Source organism: bacterium (Candidatus Blackallbacteria) CG13_big_fil_rev_8_21_14_2_50_49_14, assembly GCA_002783405.1.
Taxonomy (GTDB): Bacteria; Cyanobacteriota; Sericytochromatia; order UBA7694; family UBA7694.
In genome coordinates, this window is the sequence record PFGG01000064.1 from 355,827 (window position 1) to 373,569 (window position 17,743).

Sequence of the window (17,743 nt, forward strand, 5' to 3'; positions counted from 1 at the left end):
GCGGGGGAAGTGCATTTCATTTCAGGAGGTTGAATATCCCATGAGTCAAATTCAATTCAGAGAGCTGCGCGGGGGAGAAAAAGGGCTTGAGCTGCACGGCAGTCGTTATCAGGCACGGCTTGAGGCCCATCCCTTGGGAATTTGGCGCGTCCTGGTCTGGCACCGCCCTGAAGATCAGCACAAACCAAGTTGGATCGTCAGCCCCTTTGAATCCCAAAAAATTGAGTTTCAGCTTTCAGAGCAAGGGGCTCAAATTGACTCTGAGACGATCGGGACGATGGATCTCAAGCGTTCTCCCTTCGGCTGGAGCTGGTCTTTTTTAAGGGCCTTGGGCGTCAGCAGCGATTCTCCCTTTTTGCGCCAGGATGATTTGCCTCCTGCGGGAATGCGACACCCGGCCCTGGATCTGAGTGATGGTTTGCCGCGTGGTTCGGGTTTAACCCTGCATTTTGATCTTCAGGAAGCAGACGCCTTTTATGGATTGGGAGAACGCACAGGTTTTCTCAATAAACGGGGCCGACTCTGGAAGAATTGGACCACCGATGAGTTTTTTCACACCCCACAAGCTGATCCGCTTTACCAGTCGCATCCTTTTGTGATCGTTCGCAGAGGCAAGGAGTATCTGGGGGTTTTTCTGGATGAAAGCTGGTACAGCTCCTTTGACCTGGGTTATACGGATCAGGATACCTGGAGTATTTATACTGCAGGCCCCACCCTCGATCTCTATCTGATTCCAGGGCCCACACCCGAGGCGATTCTTGAACGATATTCAGCCTTGACGGGGCGGGCTCCACTTCCTCCTCTCTGGGCCTTGGGGGTTCATCAATGTCGCTGGTCTTACCCGGATCAGGAAAGTGTGCTGGCGGTGGCCGAAGCCTATCAGAGACACAACTTGCCTTTGGATGCCCTCTGGCTGGATATTGACCATATGCAGGGATACCGGGTTTTCAGTTTTTCAAGTCAACGCTTTCCTGAACCTTTGCAGATGACGCGACAGCTCGAAAAGATGGGCTATAAAACGGTTGTGATTGTGGATCCGGGGGTTAAACAGGAAAATAATTATGTGGTTTATGAGGCCGGACGTAAAATTCAGGCCTATATCCGCAATGAGCAGGATCAGGAATTGGTAGGAGAAGTTTGGCCCAAACCTGTGGTTTGGCCTGACTTTTCCCGTTCAGATGTGCGCAGTTGGTGGGGGAAGAATCAGGAGTTCTATCTTCAAGAAGGAATAGCGGGTCTCTGGATTGATATGAATGAGCCTTCCGCCTTCAATTGGAAAGGAAAAACCCTTCCCCTGAACGCACGACAGGGGAAATCGACACATGCTGAAATGCACAATTTGTATGGCTATCAGATGGCACAGGCCACAGCCGAGGGGCTTCTGGCCCTGCAACCTGAGAAAAGACCCTTTGTTCTAACCCGTTCAGGTGGGCCGGGTATTCAAAAATTTGCCTTTGTCTGGACAGGCGACAACAGCAGTTATTGGGAACATCTTGAAAATTCCCTGCCGATGTTGATGAATTTAGGTTTATCAGGGGTGCCTTTTGTGGGGGCAGATATTGGCGGATTTTCAGGAGACAGTGATGGTGAGCTTTTGACGCGTTGGACTTGGTTGGGAGCCCTCTATCCCTTTATGCGCAACCATGCAGGCAAAGGCAGCCGACGTCAGGAACCCTGGCAGTTTGGGGAGCCTTGGCTCAGTCATATTCGCAAAGCCCTGCAGTTTCGCTATCAAATCATGCCCTATTTATACAGCCAGGCGAAATTGAGTTCAGTTTCAGGGCAGCCGATACTTCGCCCTTTGCTCTTTGATTATCCTGAAGACTCTGAAACCTGGGCTTTGCATGACCAATGTCTTTTGGGGTCGGATCTGCTGGCTGCACCGGCTTTGCGTCCGGAGCAAACCAAGCGAGCGGTCTACCTGCCTGCCGGTCATTGGCAGGATTTTTGGACCACCAAGCGGTATTCGGGGGGCGAATGGATTTTGGTCGATACCCCCTTGGATCGTCTGCCTTTATTTCAAAAATCGGGTACTGCCTTGCCTTTGCTGCCCCCAGGTCAAAAATCTGCCCACGCACACTGGGATGAACTGTATTGGTCCGTTGCGCCTGAAGATACCTTTGCCGGACGGGTCTGGCAAGATGCTGGAGAGGGGTTTGAGCCTGGTTATTGGCGTGAGCTTTCAGGCTCTTGGGATGGGGACTGTTTGCAGATAATTCAGACCCCAGCCGTTTCCTGCAAAGTGGTTTTCCCGATTTTAAGCCAACCGCTCAGGGCCAATTTAAGCTTTGAATACGATGCCGGGCAACTCATTCTGCAGCTCAGTGATCGGGCAGAGGTCAATTGGTAAGAATGCGCAATCAGTCTCGACCCAGCCCTGAAGAATTACTGGCAGAATTAAATCGCCCTGCTGCGACTTCTTTTTGGAAATCGCCATCGTTTCGCTTGAGCAGTGTGGCGCTTGTGATGTTGCTTTTGATGACCTTTCTGCGCTCAAAGGGGCCTGAAACGCATTCGAAAACCGCAAAAAAAATTTCGGCTGAGCATGTTGTTTTGAACCATATAGAGGATTATTTCCTGCGGGCAGAATCTTTCAAGCAAGAAGGGCGACTCGAGGATGCTCTGATCGATTATTCCGAAATCCTCAAAAAAGATCCCCGTTCCTTAAAAGCTTTGACTTTACGTGCAGAAGCCTGGCACCTGATCGGCAAGCCTGAAAAAGCTGAAAGCGATTGGACAGCGTTTTTAAACCTTTCTCCCCAAAATTTGACAGCATTAAATCAGCGCGGCTTGAGTCGGCTGTTGCTGGGCAAATACGAAGCTGCTCGGCAGGATTTTGATCTTGCCTTGAAAAAAAATCCAGGTTTGGCTGCACTTTGGGCCAATCGCGGATTGAGCTGGCTTGAAGAAAAAAAATGGGACTTGGCTGAAAAAGATTTGTTGAAAGCGCTTTATCTTGAGCCTGATCTCGCCGAAGTTCACTTTTTTCTTGGGCGGCTGGCCCTTGCACAAAAAGAGAAAAACGGAGCACGTCGGGCCTTTGATCAGGCTTTGCGGCTCAATCCTCAATTGGCAGGGGCCTATTATCAACGGGGGCTTTTAAATCAAGGGGATAAACACTGTCAAGCTGCGCGGGAAGATTTAAAACAGGCGTGTAAATTGGGCCATTCAGTAGCTTGTAAGCCTGCTCCCTGCAAGGAAAACAGCTGATGGGAAGTGAGTGGTCAGATCCCCAGGTGCCAAGTTACCATGCCGCGGGCGAAAAATTGGCGCAGGATTTGAATATTTCACCTTTTTTGGCGCAGCTCTTGCTGAACAGAGGCTTGGCGACTGAGTCTGAAATCAAGGCTTTTATTCAGCCTGAGCCTTGCTTAGAGTGGGTGAATGCCCCTTTCCATGCGGCTTTGGTCGAGCTGTTTCAAGCTGTTTTAGCGCAAGAGCAGCTGGTGGTTATCCATGGGGATTATGACGCGGATGGCCTGACGGGCACAGCGATTCTGACGGAGTTTCTACGCGCTTGCGGATTTCAGGTCGAACCTTTTCTGCCGACCCGTTCGTTGGGCTATGGTCTCAATGCGCAAACGATTGAGCGTTTTATCGAATCGGGTGCCAAACTCTTGATCACAGTGGATTGTGGGGTCAGCAATCTGAATGAGATTGCACAGGCCAAAGCGGCGGGAATGCATACCCTGATTACAGATCACCATGGCTTGGGTGAAACCCTGCCCCCTGCAGATTTTATTCTGCATCCTCAGGTTTTGGGGTTTAAAGAATTGGAAAACCTTTCGGGTGTAGGCATGGCCTATTGGTTGATGCAAGCATTGCATCCCCATTTTCAATGCCCTTATCCCCCTGAACATTGGTTGGAACTGGCGGGGATTGGCACACTGGCCGATATGACTCCCCTGTTGGGATTTAACCGGAATTTGGTCAAGCAATCGCTGGCGTCGATTCGAAAAACCCGACGCCCCGGTCTTTTGGCGCTTTTGCAACGAAAAAATCTTCGCCCTCAGGATTTGGATGAAACCCAGTTGGCTTTTAAATTGATTCCAGTTTTAAATGCCGCAGGCAGATTGCAGAGCCCCATGCTTTCGCTGGATTTACTGCTGGCAGAAGATCAGGAAGAAGCCGATGCGCTTGCCGAAACTCTGGACCATATCAATGATGCCCGCAAAACCATGTGTCAGGAGCTTTTTGCTGAAATTCAAGCTGAAGTTTCAGAAAACTTGCCCTCAGGCCCTTTGATTTTGGCGCATGAGAACTGGCCCTTTGGGATTTTAGGCATTCTTTGTTCGCAATTGGTAGAAGCCTATGGCGTGCCCGTTTTTCTGATTTCGATTGAAAAAGGCATTGGCAAAGCCTCTGTGCGCGCCCCTGAAGGCTTTCATGTGCTGCAAGCACTGCAGACCTGCCCTGAACTCTTTCTGAAATTTGGAGGACATGCCCAAGCGGGAGGCTTTAGCCTTTTGCCTGAAAATATTTCCGCCCTGCGCGTACAGATGCAAACGCTTTATTTGGCTGCAGGTGCGCCGGTCTCTCAGCTTCAGGCTGAAATGGAGCTGAACCCACTTTTAATCAAACCAGGTCTTTGGCAGGACCTGACAAAATTGGCTCCCTTTGGGGCCGGAAATCCCATGCCCGCCTTTTTAAGTTTGAATGCAAGGCTGGAGCAAATCAAACCCGATAAAAATCGCAAACACCTCTTCGCTGAAATTGCGCCAGGTGTACGTATCAAAGCCTGGAATGCCTGGCAGGAGGATTTAGCCGGTTATCAGCATTTTGATCTGTATTATCAGCTTGAAGAAAATCTCTGGAATGGGCGTTCCCGCCTGGAGTTAAATGTTCAAAAAATCAGACCCCGCAAGTCTGTACCTGCGAATTTAACTGTTCCAGCGCAAAAACCTACGCAAAGGCTTTTAAGCGGACATGCCCTTCAAGCTTTTTCACTGACGCCGCCCGGTGCAGAATGGGCCTTGAATTTTGAACTGCCCCCCTTGGATGGCAAGTTGCCTGAGCTAATTTGGCATGATTGGCGAAATCTGAAAAAACAAAGTCAGGCTTTAAATAAACTTTTAGCTCACTCAGAGACGCTCGTGCTCTCATTGCCTCCAGATTTGCGGGACCAGGATATCTGCGCTGAAAAAACAAGCCCTGTCTGCAAAGCGCTCGTTTTGCGTTTTTGGCCTGAGAAACCTGCTGAATTGCGTGCACTCTTAATCATCACCGGGGCAAATGCGCTGTATTTACTCGGTCCTGAACAGGGGGTTCAGGCTCCTGATTTTAATCTTTTACTCAGCGCTCGGGAATTGCTTCGAGAGTGTCCGATTGAAAGGGTTGAAATGCGGCTGATGGAGGCCCTCAAAATCTCGTATTTCAGGGCGACTTTGATTATTTCCTGCTTGTGTGATCTTGGTATGATGGCATATGATAAGGAACGGGTTAAAATAGAAAAGCTCGCGCAATGCTTGAGTTTAAATACCAGTCCCCATTATCGGGCCTATTTATCTCGTTCAGAGCAATTGCTTGCTTGGAATCAAACTTGGTGCCAAAGACCACTGGCAGCGCTTCAGAAGCTGCTGCACACAGAAAAGGATGACTATGAATCTCATACCTGACAATGAGCTCGAAGAACTCTTAAAACCTCATATTCGCGATATCCCTGATTTCCCCAAGCCGGGCATTTTGTTTAAGGATATTACGACGCTCTTGCGGGAACCTGAGATGCTCCGCATCAGCCTTGAGCAAATGGCTCTACGTTTTCAGAATATGGATATCCAGCACGTTGTCGGGATTGAATCACGTGGCTTTATTTTGGGTACCCCTCTGGCCTATCTGCTAAAAGCAGGATTTGTGCCCGTTCGCAAAGCCGGTAAATTGCCTGGGGCCACCTATCGCAAAGAATATGCCTTGGAATATGGCAGCGATGTGCTTGAAATTCACCAGGATGCCATTCAACCGGGCGAAAAGGTTTTGCTCTGTGATGATCTGCTCGCGACGGGGGGCACCGCACGGGCGACCCTTGAAATGCTTGAGGAATTGGGCGCAAACGTTGTCGGTAGCGTTTTCGCGATCGAACTTTTATTTCTGAACGGTAGGGAGAAATTGTCCAATTGCAAGACAGTCAGTCTGATCAAGTACTGAAGAAAAAACTGCCTTTACCTGGAGAAATTCCAATCAGCTCCTATCCGCCTTATGTAGCCAGCTTGCTGGAGCATTTGGTGAAGAAAATGTCTTATGCTACGCCTGAGGATATCAATTTTGCCGAACGCGCTTTTTTTGCTGCCTATGAACTGCACAAAGAGCAAAAGCGCAAATCAGGTGAACCCTATATTATTCACCCCTATGAAGTCGCTTTGATTCTGACAGAGCTGAACGCCAGCGGAGAAATGCTGGCTGCCGGTTTTTTACACGATATTCTTGAAGACACCGATTTTACCCATGCAGAAATGAAAGAAGCTTTTGGTGAAACGGTTACCGCCCTGGTGGAAGGGGTTACCAAACTCAGCAAATTTTCTTTTTCTTCAAAAGAAGAACGCCAAGCTGAAAATTTCAGGCGCATGTTTATGGCCATGGCCCAGGATATCCGTGTGGTGATTATCAAATTGGCTGACCGCTTGCACAATATGCGCACCCTGGATCATATGTCAGAAGACAAGCAGCGAAAAATCGCCCAAGAAACGCTCGATATCTTTGCTCCTTTGGCCCACCGTTTGGGGATTGGGCGTTTGAAATGGGAATTGGAAGATCTCTGCTTAAGGTACCTTTATCCAGACTATTATTGGAGCATTGCCCAGTATATTGCCCAAAAACGCCAGGAGCGGGAAGAAGTCATGACGCGTACTTTAACCCAACTCAAGCAAGGGCTTGTCGAAGCGCATACCGATTTCTATATTGAGGGAGATCCTGTTCCCCCTGTTGTGGACGGGAGAAAGCGCACGAAAAAAGTTCAAATCTTTGGTCGACCTAAAAATTTTTATAGTATTTATAATAAAATATCTAAAAAACAAAAAGATTTCAAAGATATTTACGATTATTTTGGAATTCGGGTATTGGTAGAGAGTGAAGCGGATTGCTATGCGGTTTTGGGGCAGGTGCATGCACTTTGGAAACCCATTCCGGGCCGTTTCAAAGATTATATTGCCATGCCCAAACAAAATATGTACCAATCCCTGCACACCACCGTGATCAGCGAAACCGGTCACCCGTTGGAGGTACAGATTCGTACCTTCGATATGGATGGGGTTGCTGAGTTTGGGATTGCTGCGCATTGGAAATACAAGCAAGGCACTGCGAATTTACCCAAGCGCAATAAAAATGATCTTCAGCTCACCTGGTTACGCCAATTGTTGGATTGGCAGAATGACCTCAAAGATGCTGAAGAGTTTATGGCCAACGTCAAAGACGATCTCTTTGAAGAAGATATCTATATTTTTACCCCGCGCGGGGATGTTCATGTCTTGCCCAAAGGGTCAACACCGATTGATTTCGCTTATCGGATTCATACCCAGGTAGGGAATACCTGTGTGGGTTCGAAAATGAATGGTCGCATGATCAGCCTGTCGACTCCCCTTGAAAACGGGGCCCAGGTTGAAATTATGACCTCTAAAAATGGGCAACCCAGTCTGGATTGGATCAACTTCGTAGTTTCGAACCAGGCCAAAAATAATATTCGCAAGTGGTTTAAAAAAGAACGCCGCGAAGACAGTTTGAAACGTGGGAAAGAACTTTTGGAAGCGGAATTCGGCAAAGAAAATTTTGAGCACTATATCCGTTCCAAAACCTTTGAAGAAATGGCCCAGAAATTCAACCGCAACAGCGTTGAGGATTTAATTGCGACGGTCGGTTATGGTGAAATCACGCCCAAGCAATTGCTCAACCGGATTAAAACAGGCCCTTTGAATCCTGCGCTACTTGACGAGGCGATCATTGGCCAAACCGTTTCTCCTGAACGCAAACGCCGCGAAGCCAAAGGCAAAGGGATCATGATTGGCGGAGAGGCGGGGGTCTTGGTCTTTTTCCCGAATTGTTGCCTGCCTGTTCCTGGCGAGCCGATCGTGGGGGTCGTAACCCGCAATAAAGGGGTCGCCGTACATTCCAAAGAATGTCCGAACTTGGGGCAGGTCAATCCGCGCCGCTGTTTGCCCGCCAGTTGGGGCGAAGTTGAGAAAAGTTTTTATCCTGTTGAATTGCAAATTTATACGATTGACAGGCGGGGGCTGCTCAAAGATATTGTGGCGCGTATGTCGGATAATAAGATCAATATTTTAGCTGCCAATGTAATTACGCACCGCGATAAGACGGCAACGATTGATTTGGTGGTTGAAGTTGTGGATATCAAGCAATTACAGGCTATTATTCAAAAAATAAGGGCGATGAGTGATGTTTTGAATGTGGTTAGAATTGTCAAAACATCCAAGGCGATCAAACAGATGACATCCAAAAATGAACAGAAGAAAACCGGAAAATAACCAGCAAAGCGCGATTCTCTGACGTAAAGTGCTGCCCGGATAGTATACTAAGACCAGGAAACTCCCGGAGGACAGGTGCTGATGAGTCAGATTTCAAAAAATGAACGGCATGAGCTTGAGATTGAAGAAGTCGAAAAAGACAAATTGAGCAGCCGGGTTCGCAAGGTCCGCTCGCAGGGCAAACCCCTTGAGAATTTTGAACAGGTGGTTGAAAAAGCGCAGGAAATCGCGCGCAAAGTGAGCTATCTGGATGAAGATTTGCGCTTGGTTGAACAGGATCAGGCGCATGAAGTGGTTACCCTGCGCAGTGATGAGCCCCAAACGGCTCCGGGGGAATTGGAATATTACCAGGTTGAAGTCAGCAAAGATGGAGCAACCCAGTTGGAGCGTAAGCGCTATAAAAGTGAAGAAACCGAAACTGAAAATGTTGATTTCGTGATCTCAGAGAAGAATCTTGAGCGTTTGGGCAAAGATCTCAAGGGAAAATGAATCAAACCTTCCTGAAGCAGCACAGTTCAGGTTTTCAATTTAAGCTTCATCCTAAAAATACCGGCTATTCGATCAGTTTGGGGCCAGATACCGTTTATTCATTTGATCCCGAAGACCGTTTGATTTGGGTTTACCAATCTGGAACAGGTTATCAAAGGGGCTTAAGCGGCGCTGTTTTGGCAAAGACCCGCAATAGTCAGGGGAAAAAACGCTGGCTGCTGAATCTTGAAGAGCAGGCCAGGCTCTTTCAAAAGGTTTTGGCTGATCTGAATACCCTCCATGCTCTGATCGAACCGCATGAGCAGGCTGTTATTGAAAAATTGCTTGCAAAAAATGGCGAGGCTCTGGCGTCTGAGAGTTTAAGCTTCCAAGCGATCTACCGTCCGATCAGTATTCTTCCTCCCGATCAGTATTCAGCGATTGTGGTTCAGGCTGCAGAAGGCTGTTCCTGGAACCGCTGCCATTTTTGTAATTTTTACAAGGATCGTCGCTTTCGGATTAAATCAGAAACCGAATTTATTGAGCATTTGCAGGCGGTTTCGAATTATCTGGGAAAAAGTGCTCTCACCCGCAAAGGCCTGTTTTTGGCAGATGGGGATGCCTTGATGATCCCACAGCCCCACCTGCTCAAACTAATCGCTGATATGCAACAGGTTTTTCCAGGAAGGCCTTGGTATAGTTTCATGGATGCTTTTCGCCCTCAAGCCAAGCAGATTTCAGATTATCAAAGGCTGGCTGAAACAGGATTGAAACGGGTTTATCTGGGCATTGAAAGTGGCTATGGCCCCTTGTTATCGCTTTTAAACAAACCAGGAGATCCCGAGCTGATGTTGACTGAAGTTTTACGTTTGAAAGAAGCGGGGCTTCAGGTCGGCTTGATTCTGATGATCGGCATAGGCGGCAGGCAGATGGCCGCAGAGCATCTCAGTGAAAGCTTAAAGTTTTTAGACGCCTTGCCCTTGGACAAAGGGGATATTGTTTATCTTTCTGAATTCATTGAACACCCGGATCAACCCTATCACCAGCAAGCACTGGAACAGGGGATCACGCCCCTCTCAGAACAAGAAATTCAAACTCAAATCCAGGCTTTTAAGCAGGGGTTGCGGCATAGTTTGGCCCAGGTTTCTCCCTATCATTTGATGGAATATATTTACTGAAACTAAACTGTTTGGACCAACTGATCGTGTCTTGTGAGGGCTCAATCGCCTGATGAGGATCCCGCAGCAAGAGATTTTCGACCCCCCAGGTTTTTTCAACTTTGAATGCTTGAAAGTTTTGGCCGGGTTTAACGGGGATTTGGCTCATGGCGTATTCAGTCAGACTGGTGATCGTCAGACTGGGATTGACCCCCAAATTGACGGGGATCATCGAACCATCGCAGACCCACATATTCTGGTAACCATAAACGCGACAGCTTAAATCAACCACTCCTTCCTGGGGAGATTGTCCAATGGCGCATCCGCCCAGGATATGGGCGGTGGTGGGAATATCCAAAAGCACTTCGTTGATGGCGGAGCCGGGTATGGCATTCATTTTTTCTGCCATGGTACGGGCAAATTGATTGGCCAAGGGGATATACGAAGGGGCTTTTTCTCCTTGCTCGGGTGCTGAGGTAAGATGCGCGCCAAAGGGCCATTTCCAACGGGCTTTGAGTTTTACCTTGAGAGAATTATCAAGGGTTTGCATAAAGAGTAGAATAATGCTTTGGCGGGCAAAGCCCACAGGGGAAAGAATCTGAAGAAAATCGCGGGGGTGTTTGAGGATATTCTGCAGAAATCTGATCTGTCGGGGCAGTTTTCCTCCGCCATCGGTCAGAAGGGTTGCGAGCAGGCCCATGGCATCAGAACCAGCAGGGTAGCGAACAGGTTCAATATGGCTGTGTGCGTCAGGATAAACGCTGGAGGTGATCGCCACCCCCTGGGAAAAATCGGCTTCAGGGTCGCGGGAGGTGACCCCCAAAATGGCTTCTGAATTGGTGCGCACCGTGTGCCCCAATTGCTCAGAGAGTCTGGGCAAATGCCCTTGGGTTTTCATTTTGAGCAAGAGTTTGAGCGTTCCCAAGACACCGGCCGACAAGACCAAATTTTTTGTTTGATAAGCTTTTCTCGGCGTACCCAGGGGATGGGTACTGCAGCGGGTGCGTAAGCTATAGCCCAGCGAGCCATCGCCTGAAAGAGGGATGATTTCTTCAACCCGGGTTTCAGGGATAATTTCGACCCCCAGTTTTTCAGCCAGAAAGAGATAGTTTTTTACCAGGGTATTTTTGGCGCCGACCCGACAGCCCACCATACAGGCTCCGCAATGGGTGCAGCCTGTTCTTTCGGGGCCATCCCCCTCGAAATAGGGATCCGGATGGGTTTTTCCTTCTTCACCGAAATACACCCCGACGGGAGTGGTTTGAAAGCTCTCTCCTGCCTGAAATTCTTCGGCGCTTTTGCGCAAAAAATCATCAGCAGGCCAAAGACGAGGGTTGGGGGTCACACCCAACATTTTTTTTGCGAGTTCGAAAAAAGGCAATAAACCTTCTTTTCCACCCAAAGCTTGGATCAATGGGTTCTCAAAGAATGAATCGGGGGGAATATACAGGGTATTGGCATAGACCAGGCTGCCGCCCCCTACACCCGCCCCACTGAGAATCAAAACATCTTTTAAAAGATTCAATCTTTGGATGCCGTAGAGACCCAGACGTGGCATCCAAAGAAACTTTTTCAAAGTCCAGTTGGTTTTGGGAAAGTCTTGATCCTGCCACCGTTTGCCACTTTCAAGCAGGGCCACTTTATAGCCTTTTTGGGCCAGCCTTAAGGCCGAAACACTGCCGCCGAAACCTGATCCAATGATCATAAAATCATATTGAGGGGCCATATTTCAATTTCCTGAAAATTTAGTTTTCATTTTAGCACCCGACTGGCTCTAAAAAAACGCAACAATCTATTGAAATGCTTTAAAGCTGAATTAAAACTCTGTTTTTAAGCGCATATTTAGCGCTTGAATTGGGTAAGTAAAAACTAGAGGCTGAGCTATGTCAATTTTTTGCTGTTTGATATGAATAGAAAAAAGCCAGAGTCGTAAGTTAAAATAAGAGTGTAAGAGAATATTAGTTTGACCGTGATAAAAACGGTTTGCAGTGGAGGAAATTTTTTTTGAAACGCAGCTCATTGGCGTTGGCATTATTGATGATTTCGTGTACGGTTTTACCTCCTGGCACAGGCCAAAAGGGGGCTGGTATACCTGGGAATTCCCCTCTGCAGCCCGCGACTTTGCCAGTCCAATCGCCTGCTTCTCAAACAGTATTTCCCCATCAACCCTTGATTGATTCAGCAGAGGCAAAGATTAGTGGCAGTGCGCAGGGAGATCATCTCAGCCTGAAAGTGATTATTCCCAGAGCCTCCTCGGGCATGCGGGTTCAAGCCTTGGAGTTGGATAAAATTTCCCATTTGCGCTCCTGGGTCTCCAGCAATGACTTGAGTGCACCTATTTTTAATTTGGATAATTATGTCGCTGTGCGTTCTGATGGTCAGAATACCGCCTTGAGTATCAAGACCGTACCTCGCGGAAAGAACCGTGTGGTCAGTGTTCAAGGCTATGACAATACGACCAACCACGCGCCGATTGAAGGGGCTTTGCTCAAAGCCGTTTACAGTTCTCCTGAAAACAGCACTGAAATTGTCTTGACCTTTACCTGGCGCTCGACGGCCACAGCTTCTGTGCTTGAATCCCTGATTAAAAAAGATCCTGCAGTCGTTGGCAACTTAAATGCAGAACAGGTCAATCAGCTGATTGAAAATCTGAACATGACCCAACTCAATGCCTTGCTTGACAAGGTGATTTATGGAAACAACCCTGTGGGGGGAACGACCTATGCACTTCATCCGTCGCGACTGAATGCAGATGTACTGGCCAAGGCGATTGTAGATGCCAATGGAACTGTGCCGGTTCTCAATGCAGGGGATCCAACCCCAGCGAATTGGATCAAGAACATGGGCGATATTACCCTTGTCGTTAAAACTCCCAATCAAAATAATTTTAACAGCCAGATTCAGGTTCAGATTACCGATCCTGCGTCTCCCGCCGTGATTATTTCAGCGGGTCAGAATTCTGCTTCTCTTCCCCAGATCATTCCCGGAACCTGGCAAGCAATTGTCAAGTTAGAGGGGCTGAATGGGGGCGTTTCAACACGCGCAAATCTCAGTGTCGATGCCAATGGCGTGGTGCAGCTCACAGAGGGAACCCAAGGCAATCCAATTATTTTACCGCCGGTGATCAAGGCTATAACGGCCACTCAAGGAGCCAGTGGCACCCAAATTACCTTAACAGGGGATGGCTTTAATCCTGCCGGTGGCAATACCGTCAAGTTTGGGACAGTGACCGCCACCGTAGACGTGACCTCAGCAACTTCTTTGGTGGTGACCGTTCCACCGGGCATTTCGGGAACGGTTCCGATTCAGGTTACCAACAATGGCAAAACCAGTAATCAGGTTAACTTTAATGTTGAAAGCAAAATTGTCTCTTTGAGCAAGCCCGGTGGCAAAGCTGGAGATACGCTGACACTTCAGGTTTCAGGTTTTGATGCGAGCAGCTCAAATCCCACCGTGACGTTTGCTGGGGGGGCCAATGCCACCGTTACCGGTACCACGGCGGGTTCGATTACGGTAACGGTTCCTGCAGGAGCGACCACAGGGGCGATAAGCGTTACTCCTCAGGGAGGAACGGCTTTACAGAGCCCAACCTATACCCTCAATACCCCTGTGATTACCAGTTTAAACCCCGAGTCTGGCAGCGTGGGTGCGACAGTTACTGTCAAAGGTGCGAATTTTACGGGCGCAACAGGTGCCACTGTTAATGGACAGGCGGTGACTGATCTGACGGTGGTAGATGACAATACCCTTACCTTTAAAGTGCCCGTGGGGGCAACCTCAGGTGCAGTGCAAGTTACCACCAATCAAGGAACAGGAACATCTCAAACCCCATTGACAGTTCCTCAGCAAATTGTGGCGTTGAGTTCTCCCGGTGGGAAGGCTGGCGATTCTGTTACGATTACGGTATCTGGTTTTAATCCCCAGACCTCAAACCCAACGGTTACGTTTGCGGGGGGAGCAACCGCAACGATTACGGGCAGCACCAACAGTACGCTTACGGTGACGGTTCCTGCGGGGGCTACTACGGGTGCGATTACTGTCACTCCTCAGGGGGGAACGGCTTTACAGAGTTCAACCTATACCCTCAATACCCCTGTGATCAGCAGCTTTAACTCGAATGTGGCGATTGGCCAACAGGTGGTGCTGAGTGGCGCCAATTTCACCAATGCAACCCAGGTTACTTTTAATGGCGTTGCGGCCCCCACCTATACGGTCAATAATGATGGGACGATCACGGTGACCGTTCCGCCGGGGGCGACCGATGGTCCGATTCGCGTCACCACCCCCAGTGGCACAGGCACTTCAGCTACCAATTTTGTGCTCTTGAAACCTCCCACCATCACCCATGTGAATTATAATCCGCTTCAACCGCTTGCGCCGATTGTTTTAACGGGAACCAATTACGTGCCGGGCAGTACCCTGATGATTGGCACGACTTCTATCAATCCCAATACCTATACGATTGACAGTACTACACAAATTACGATTCATACGCCGCCCCAGAACCTTGCAATGGATTCGGTAACGGTTTTGAATGCCTCTGGAAGCGCTGTTTCTTCTTTGATTTACAAGGACGTGATCAATTTCGTAGGCGATGCGACCAAAGTCGTGAGAACAGACGTGAATTTTGCAATCGATTCCCCCCATGGGATCAATGTGGATCACGATACCAATATCTATATCGCCTCGCTTTTGCATAAGGTTTATAAATTCAATTCGGCAGGTCAGAATCAATACGTTTCCGGAGACGGTATTTCCGGTTGGCGGAAAGACGAAGTTACAAATCCAACGGCTAAATTTTTCGAAACGACCCTGGCCAATGCCCGTTTCAATGGGCCTGAAGATTTGGCCAATGATGCTGCGGGCAATATTTATGTTGCCGATACCACCAATCATGCGATCCGAAAAATAACAACGGATGGAAAAGTTCAGGTCCTTGCCCGCTTGCCTGGGCCCGAGGGGATTGAGATCAGTTCCAATGGTATCTTATATGTGACAGGCAATGATCCGCCCAATGGCAATGCCACCACTTCCTATGTGATGAAAATTACGGATCTGAATACTTTGCCCAGCGATGCGCAAATCAGAGCCTATGATGCAGATGCCAACAGTGATGGCAAAGCTGATCACACCATGACAACGAATGTTACGGTGATTGCAGGTGGGGCGACCAGTGGCCCAGCGACGGCAACCCCGGTAAGCCCCATTTCGGCTGCACGGTTTTTGCATCTAGAAGGCTTGGGCATTGATGGCCAAGGCAATGTATTTGTTGCCGACGTCGACAATTTCCAAATTCGCAAAATTGATTTGCAGAACAATTCTGTCAGCGTCTTTGCGACTTTGTCCTGGAGTTATCCTGTATTAAATTCTGATACCAAGCCTTATATTGAAATGCATGAAATCAGAGTAGATCCACAGGGCAATGTTTTTGTTCCAGCCGCCTGTTGTAATTGGCTGTTTAACAATGCTGCTAAAATCTACAAAATTTCGCCCACGGGGCAGATTTCAAAAATTGCGGGCACGGGTACTTTCAGTGTGCTGGAAGGAAAACCCTTGACTGAGGCCACGTTCAGCAGTCCTCGTGGGGTCGACTTTGCGCCCAATGGTACCCTCTATATTTCAGATACCGGTTGGGGCATTCGCAGAATTGATCGGTTTCAACCCTTAGCAGTCAACCCATGAAACAGATTTCACGGCTTTTGGGCGTTCTTCTGTTGGGAGCCTTGAGCTTCAGTTGCAGTGATGTGCAACTGAATTATGGCGGGCCCTTGAACGGCTTGGTCAGTTTAAGTGATCGCAATCGCAATGCAAATATTCCCAACACCCAGGAAAATTTTGAGCCGCAAAGGGTGCCGATTCCATCACCAACGCCCAATGACCGGGGACGGGGGGATGGGGGGGGGCCCCAAGACTCACAGAGCACTCCTAATGATCAAACGGCTGTCTCTCCTGCGAATTTAGACCAAAAGAATGAAGCTACGGATCAAAAAGGGGTGGGAGATCCTGTTCCTTCGCTTAAATTGCGTGCAATTCCAGGGATTGTCAATCTTTCTGGCTTTGGCAGTGAACAAACCATGACTTTGTTATTGCAGGATAAAGATGGCAATACCTTGGATTTAAGCCGGTTTGAGTTTAATTGGGAGTCACTCTCTCCAAATTTAATTGAGGTCACTCAAAAAGGAGTGATTCGTTCTAAAACCAGCTCAGGTACCTATAAGGTCGTGGTCAGTTTAAAGTCTGATCCCTCCATCAAAGCTGAAATCGAAGTAATCATCGGTGCAGCCAGCTCCTCAGGGGGGGGCGGCGGCGGCGGTGGCGGAGGTGGTGGGGCTGCTCCGCCACCTGCGGCAGGTGGTGGGGGTGGCGGGGCTACCCCATCGGTCCAAGTCACAGCTCTCAGTGCCACACAAGGCAGTGTAGGGGAGTCAGTTACCCTCACGGTCAGTGGATTTAATCCCCAAACCAGTACGCCGACTGTTACCTTTAGCAACAATCTTCAAGCGACTGTCACTGCAACTTCAGCAAACACGATTACGGTGACGGTTCCCCAAGGGGCAGTCACTGGATCCATCACGGTAAGCTCTGCAGAGGGAACAGCCAACAGTTCAAACTTTACGATTGTCTTGAAGGACAATATTACGGGTATTGTTATCTTTCAGTAGCTTTTTTCAGTTTTTGTTGATTTAAAGCCTGTGCGACTGCATCCTTGGATGCATATCCCAACTGTACCAAAAGGGTTCCCAATCCCTTCTGATTATGTTTTGGATCCATCTGCAGGGAGAGAGCATGTTGTAATTGCCATTCCTTGATAATATTGGCTTGTAGCAGAAGATCTCCAAGCCGAAGGTGTTGTTTATCCTCATGGGTTTGGATTTGAGCAGGTTTTCTGGCCTTGACTTGAAGCGATAAGGCTTTGGCCACCTGCTCTTTTCCTGCGTAGCCCAATTGCACCAGCAGGGTCCCCAGTGGGGTTTTTACTTCTTGTTCTTTTTGGCTGCAGAGGGCGTGTACCAATTGCCATTCATGGATCAGGTTATTCTCAAGCATGATTTGCCCCAACATTTTGCCAAGCTGAGCAGAGGCCGGCAGAGCTGTCTGCTGGGGGGGGGGATCTTGATGCAGATCCGGTGAATCAAGCTTATTGAGCAAATTATTTACAGAAACTTCTGAATCAATTTGATCTTTCCCTTTGTTTTGAAAAGAAATTAACTCTGATTCGGTAATATACTCAAATGAAACTAAAATTTCTTCGATATCCATCATTTGTGAGCTGGGCAGGCGGCATTGATATTCTAGGGCTTCCGTCAGTTGCTCGTGGGTAAGTTTTCCTGCCTGAACCAATCTCTGGCCCAAATTATGATCATTGCTCATGTTTAAAGTTCCTTTGAATTACACACTAAACATATTACATTGAATTTACCGGACATGCTGTAAAGCCCCTTCCTTATCTATGCTGATCTGTAGCGTTCGCTCGCGTTTACGAACAGCTCAAGGCTAGGTGGGGGCTTTACAGCAGGGGTATATGAGGCATACCCAGCTTCGCTGGGTCATAATACCTTTCAATTGTTATTATTTTATACTCAAATTATTGGCGTAATATGCAGTATAATACCCTTATGTTAGTGTATGAATTTAAACTCAAAGGCAAGC

The 17,743-nt window shown here is 48.3% G+C and carries 11 protein-coding genes; 8 read left to right on the top strand and 3 right to left on the bottom strand.

Features of this window, described 5'->3' with window-relative positions; genetic code table 11:
* The first annotated feature begins 40 nt into the window (after nt 1–40).
* The 7 genes from COW20_16870 to COW20_16900 all read left to right on the top strand — a co-directional run bounded on the left by COW20_16870 (nt 41) and on the right by COW20_16900 (nt 10,114).
* Nucleotides 41–2,350 (top strand): alpha-glucosidase, encoded by a 2,310-nt coding sequence (locus COW20_16870; GenBank protein ID PIW46589.1) that lies wholly within the window; start codon nt 41–43, stop codon nt 2,348–2,350.
* A 2-nt stretch (nt 2,351–2,352) separates the two neighbouring features.
* Nucleotides 2,353–3,210, top strand: a complete 858-nt coding sequence (locus tag COW20_16875) for a hypothetical protein (protein PIW46590.1) — start codon at nt 2,353–2,355, stop codon at nt 3,208–3,210.
* The gene (gene recJ / locus COW20_16880) at nt 3,210–5,615 is read left to right on the top strand and encodes a single-stranded-DNA-specific exonuclease RecJ (GenBank protein ID PIW46591.1); all 2,406 of its coding nucleotides are present in this window, start codon (nt 3,210–3,212) and stop codon (nt 5,613–5,615) included. Before COW20_16875 ends, recJ begins: the two co-directional genes overlap by 1 nt.
* Nucleotides 5,593–6,141 (top strand): adenine phosphoribosyltransferase, encoded by a 549-nt coding sequence (locus COW20_16885; GenBank protein ID PIW46592.1) that lies wholly within the window; start codon nt 5,593–5,595, stop codon nt 6,139–6,141. The genes recJ and COW20_16885 overlap by 23 nt, the downstream gene beginning before the upstream one ends.
* On the top strand, nt 6,111–8,468 hold the full coding sequence (locus COW20_16890) for a (p)ppGpp synthetase (protein PIW46593.1): 2,358 nt from the start codon (nt 6,111–6,113) through the stop codon (nt 8,466–8,468). Before COW20_16885 ends, COW20_16890 begins: the two co-directional genes overlap by 31 nt.
* 81 nt (nt 8,469–8,549) lie before the next feature.
* Nucleotides 8,550–8,957, top strand: a complete 408-nt coding sequence (locus COW20_16895; GenBank protein PIW46594.1) for a hypothetical protein — start codon at nt 8,550–8,552, stop codon at nt 8,955–8,957.
* The gene (locus COW20_16900; GenBank protein PIW46595.1) at nt 8,954–10,114 is read left to right on the top strand and encodes a radical SAM protein; all 1,161 of its coding nucleotides are present in this window, start codon (nt 8,954–8,956) and stop codon (nt 10,112–10,114) included. The genes COW20_16895 and COW20_16900 overlap by 4 nt, the downstream gene beginning before the upstream one ends.
* Here the strand turns inward: COW20_16900 and COW20_16905 are convergent.
* Nucleotides 10,047–11,819, bottom strand: a complete 1,773-nt coding sequence (locus COW20_16905; protein ID PIW46596.1) for a cholesterol oxidase — start codon at nt 11,817–11,819, stop codon at nt 10,047–10,049. The genes COW20_16900 and COW20_16905 overlap by 68 nt on opposite strands.
* A 278-nt stretch (nt 11,820–12,097) precedes the next feature.
* On the opposite strand from COW20_16905, the gene COW20_16910 reads away from it, so the two are divergent.
* Nucleotides 12,098–15,775, top strand: coding sequence for a hypothetical protein (locus COW20_16910; protein ID PIW46597.1), 3,678 nt, complete (start codon nt 12,098–12,100; stop codon nt 15,773–15,775).
* 529 nt (nt 15,776–16,304) lie between these two features.
* Here COW20_16910 and COW20_16915 read toward each other — a convergent pair.
* Nucleotides 16,305–16,484: a hypothetical protein gene (locus COW20_16915; GenBank protein ID PIW46598.1), complete on the bottom strand. Its 180-nt coding sequence runs from the start codon at nt 16,482–16,484 to the stop codon at nt 16,305–16,307.
* Between the two features lie 257 nt (nt 16,485–16,741).
* Nucleotides 16,742–17,464, bottom strand: coding sequence for a hypothetical protein (locus COW20_16920; GenBank protein PIW46599.1), 723 nt, complete (start codon nt 17,462–17,464; stop codon nt 16,742–16,744).
* Nucleotides 17,465–17,743: the final 279 nt, after the last annotated feature.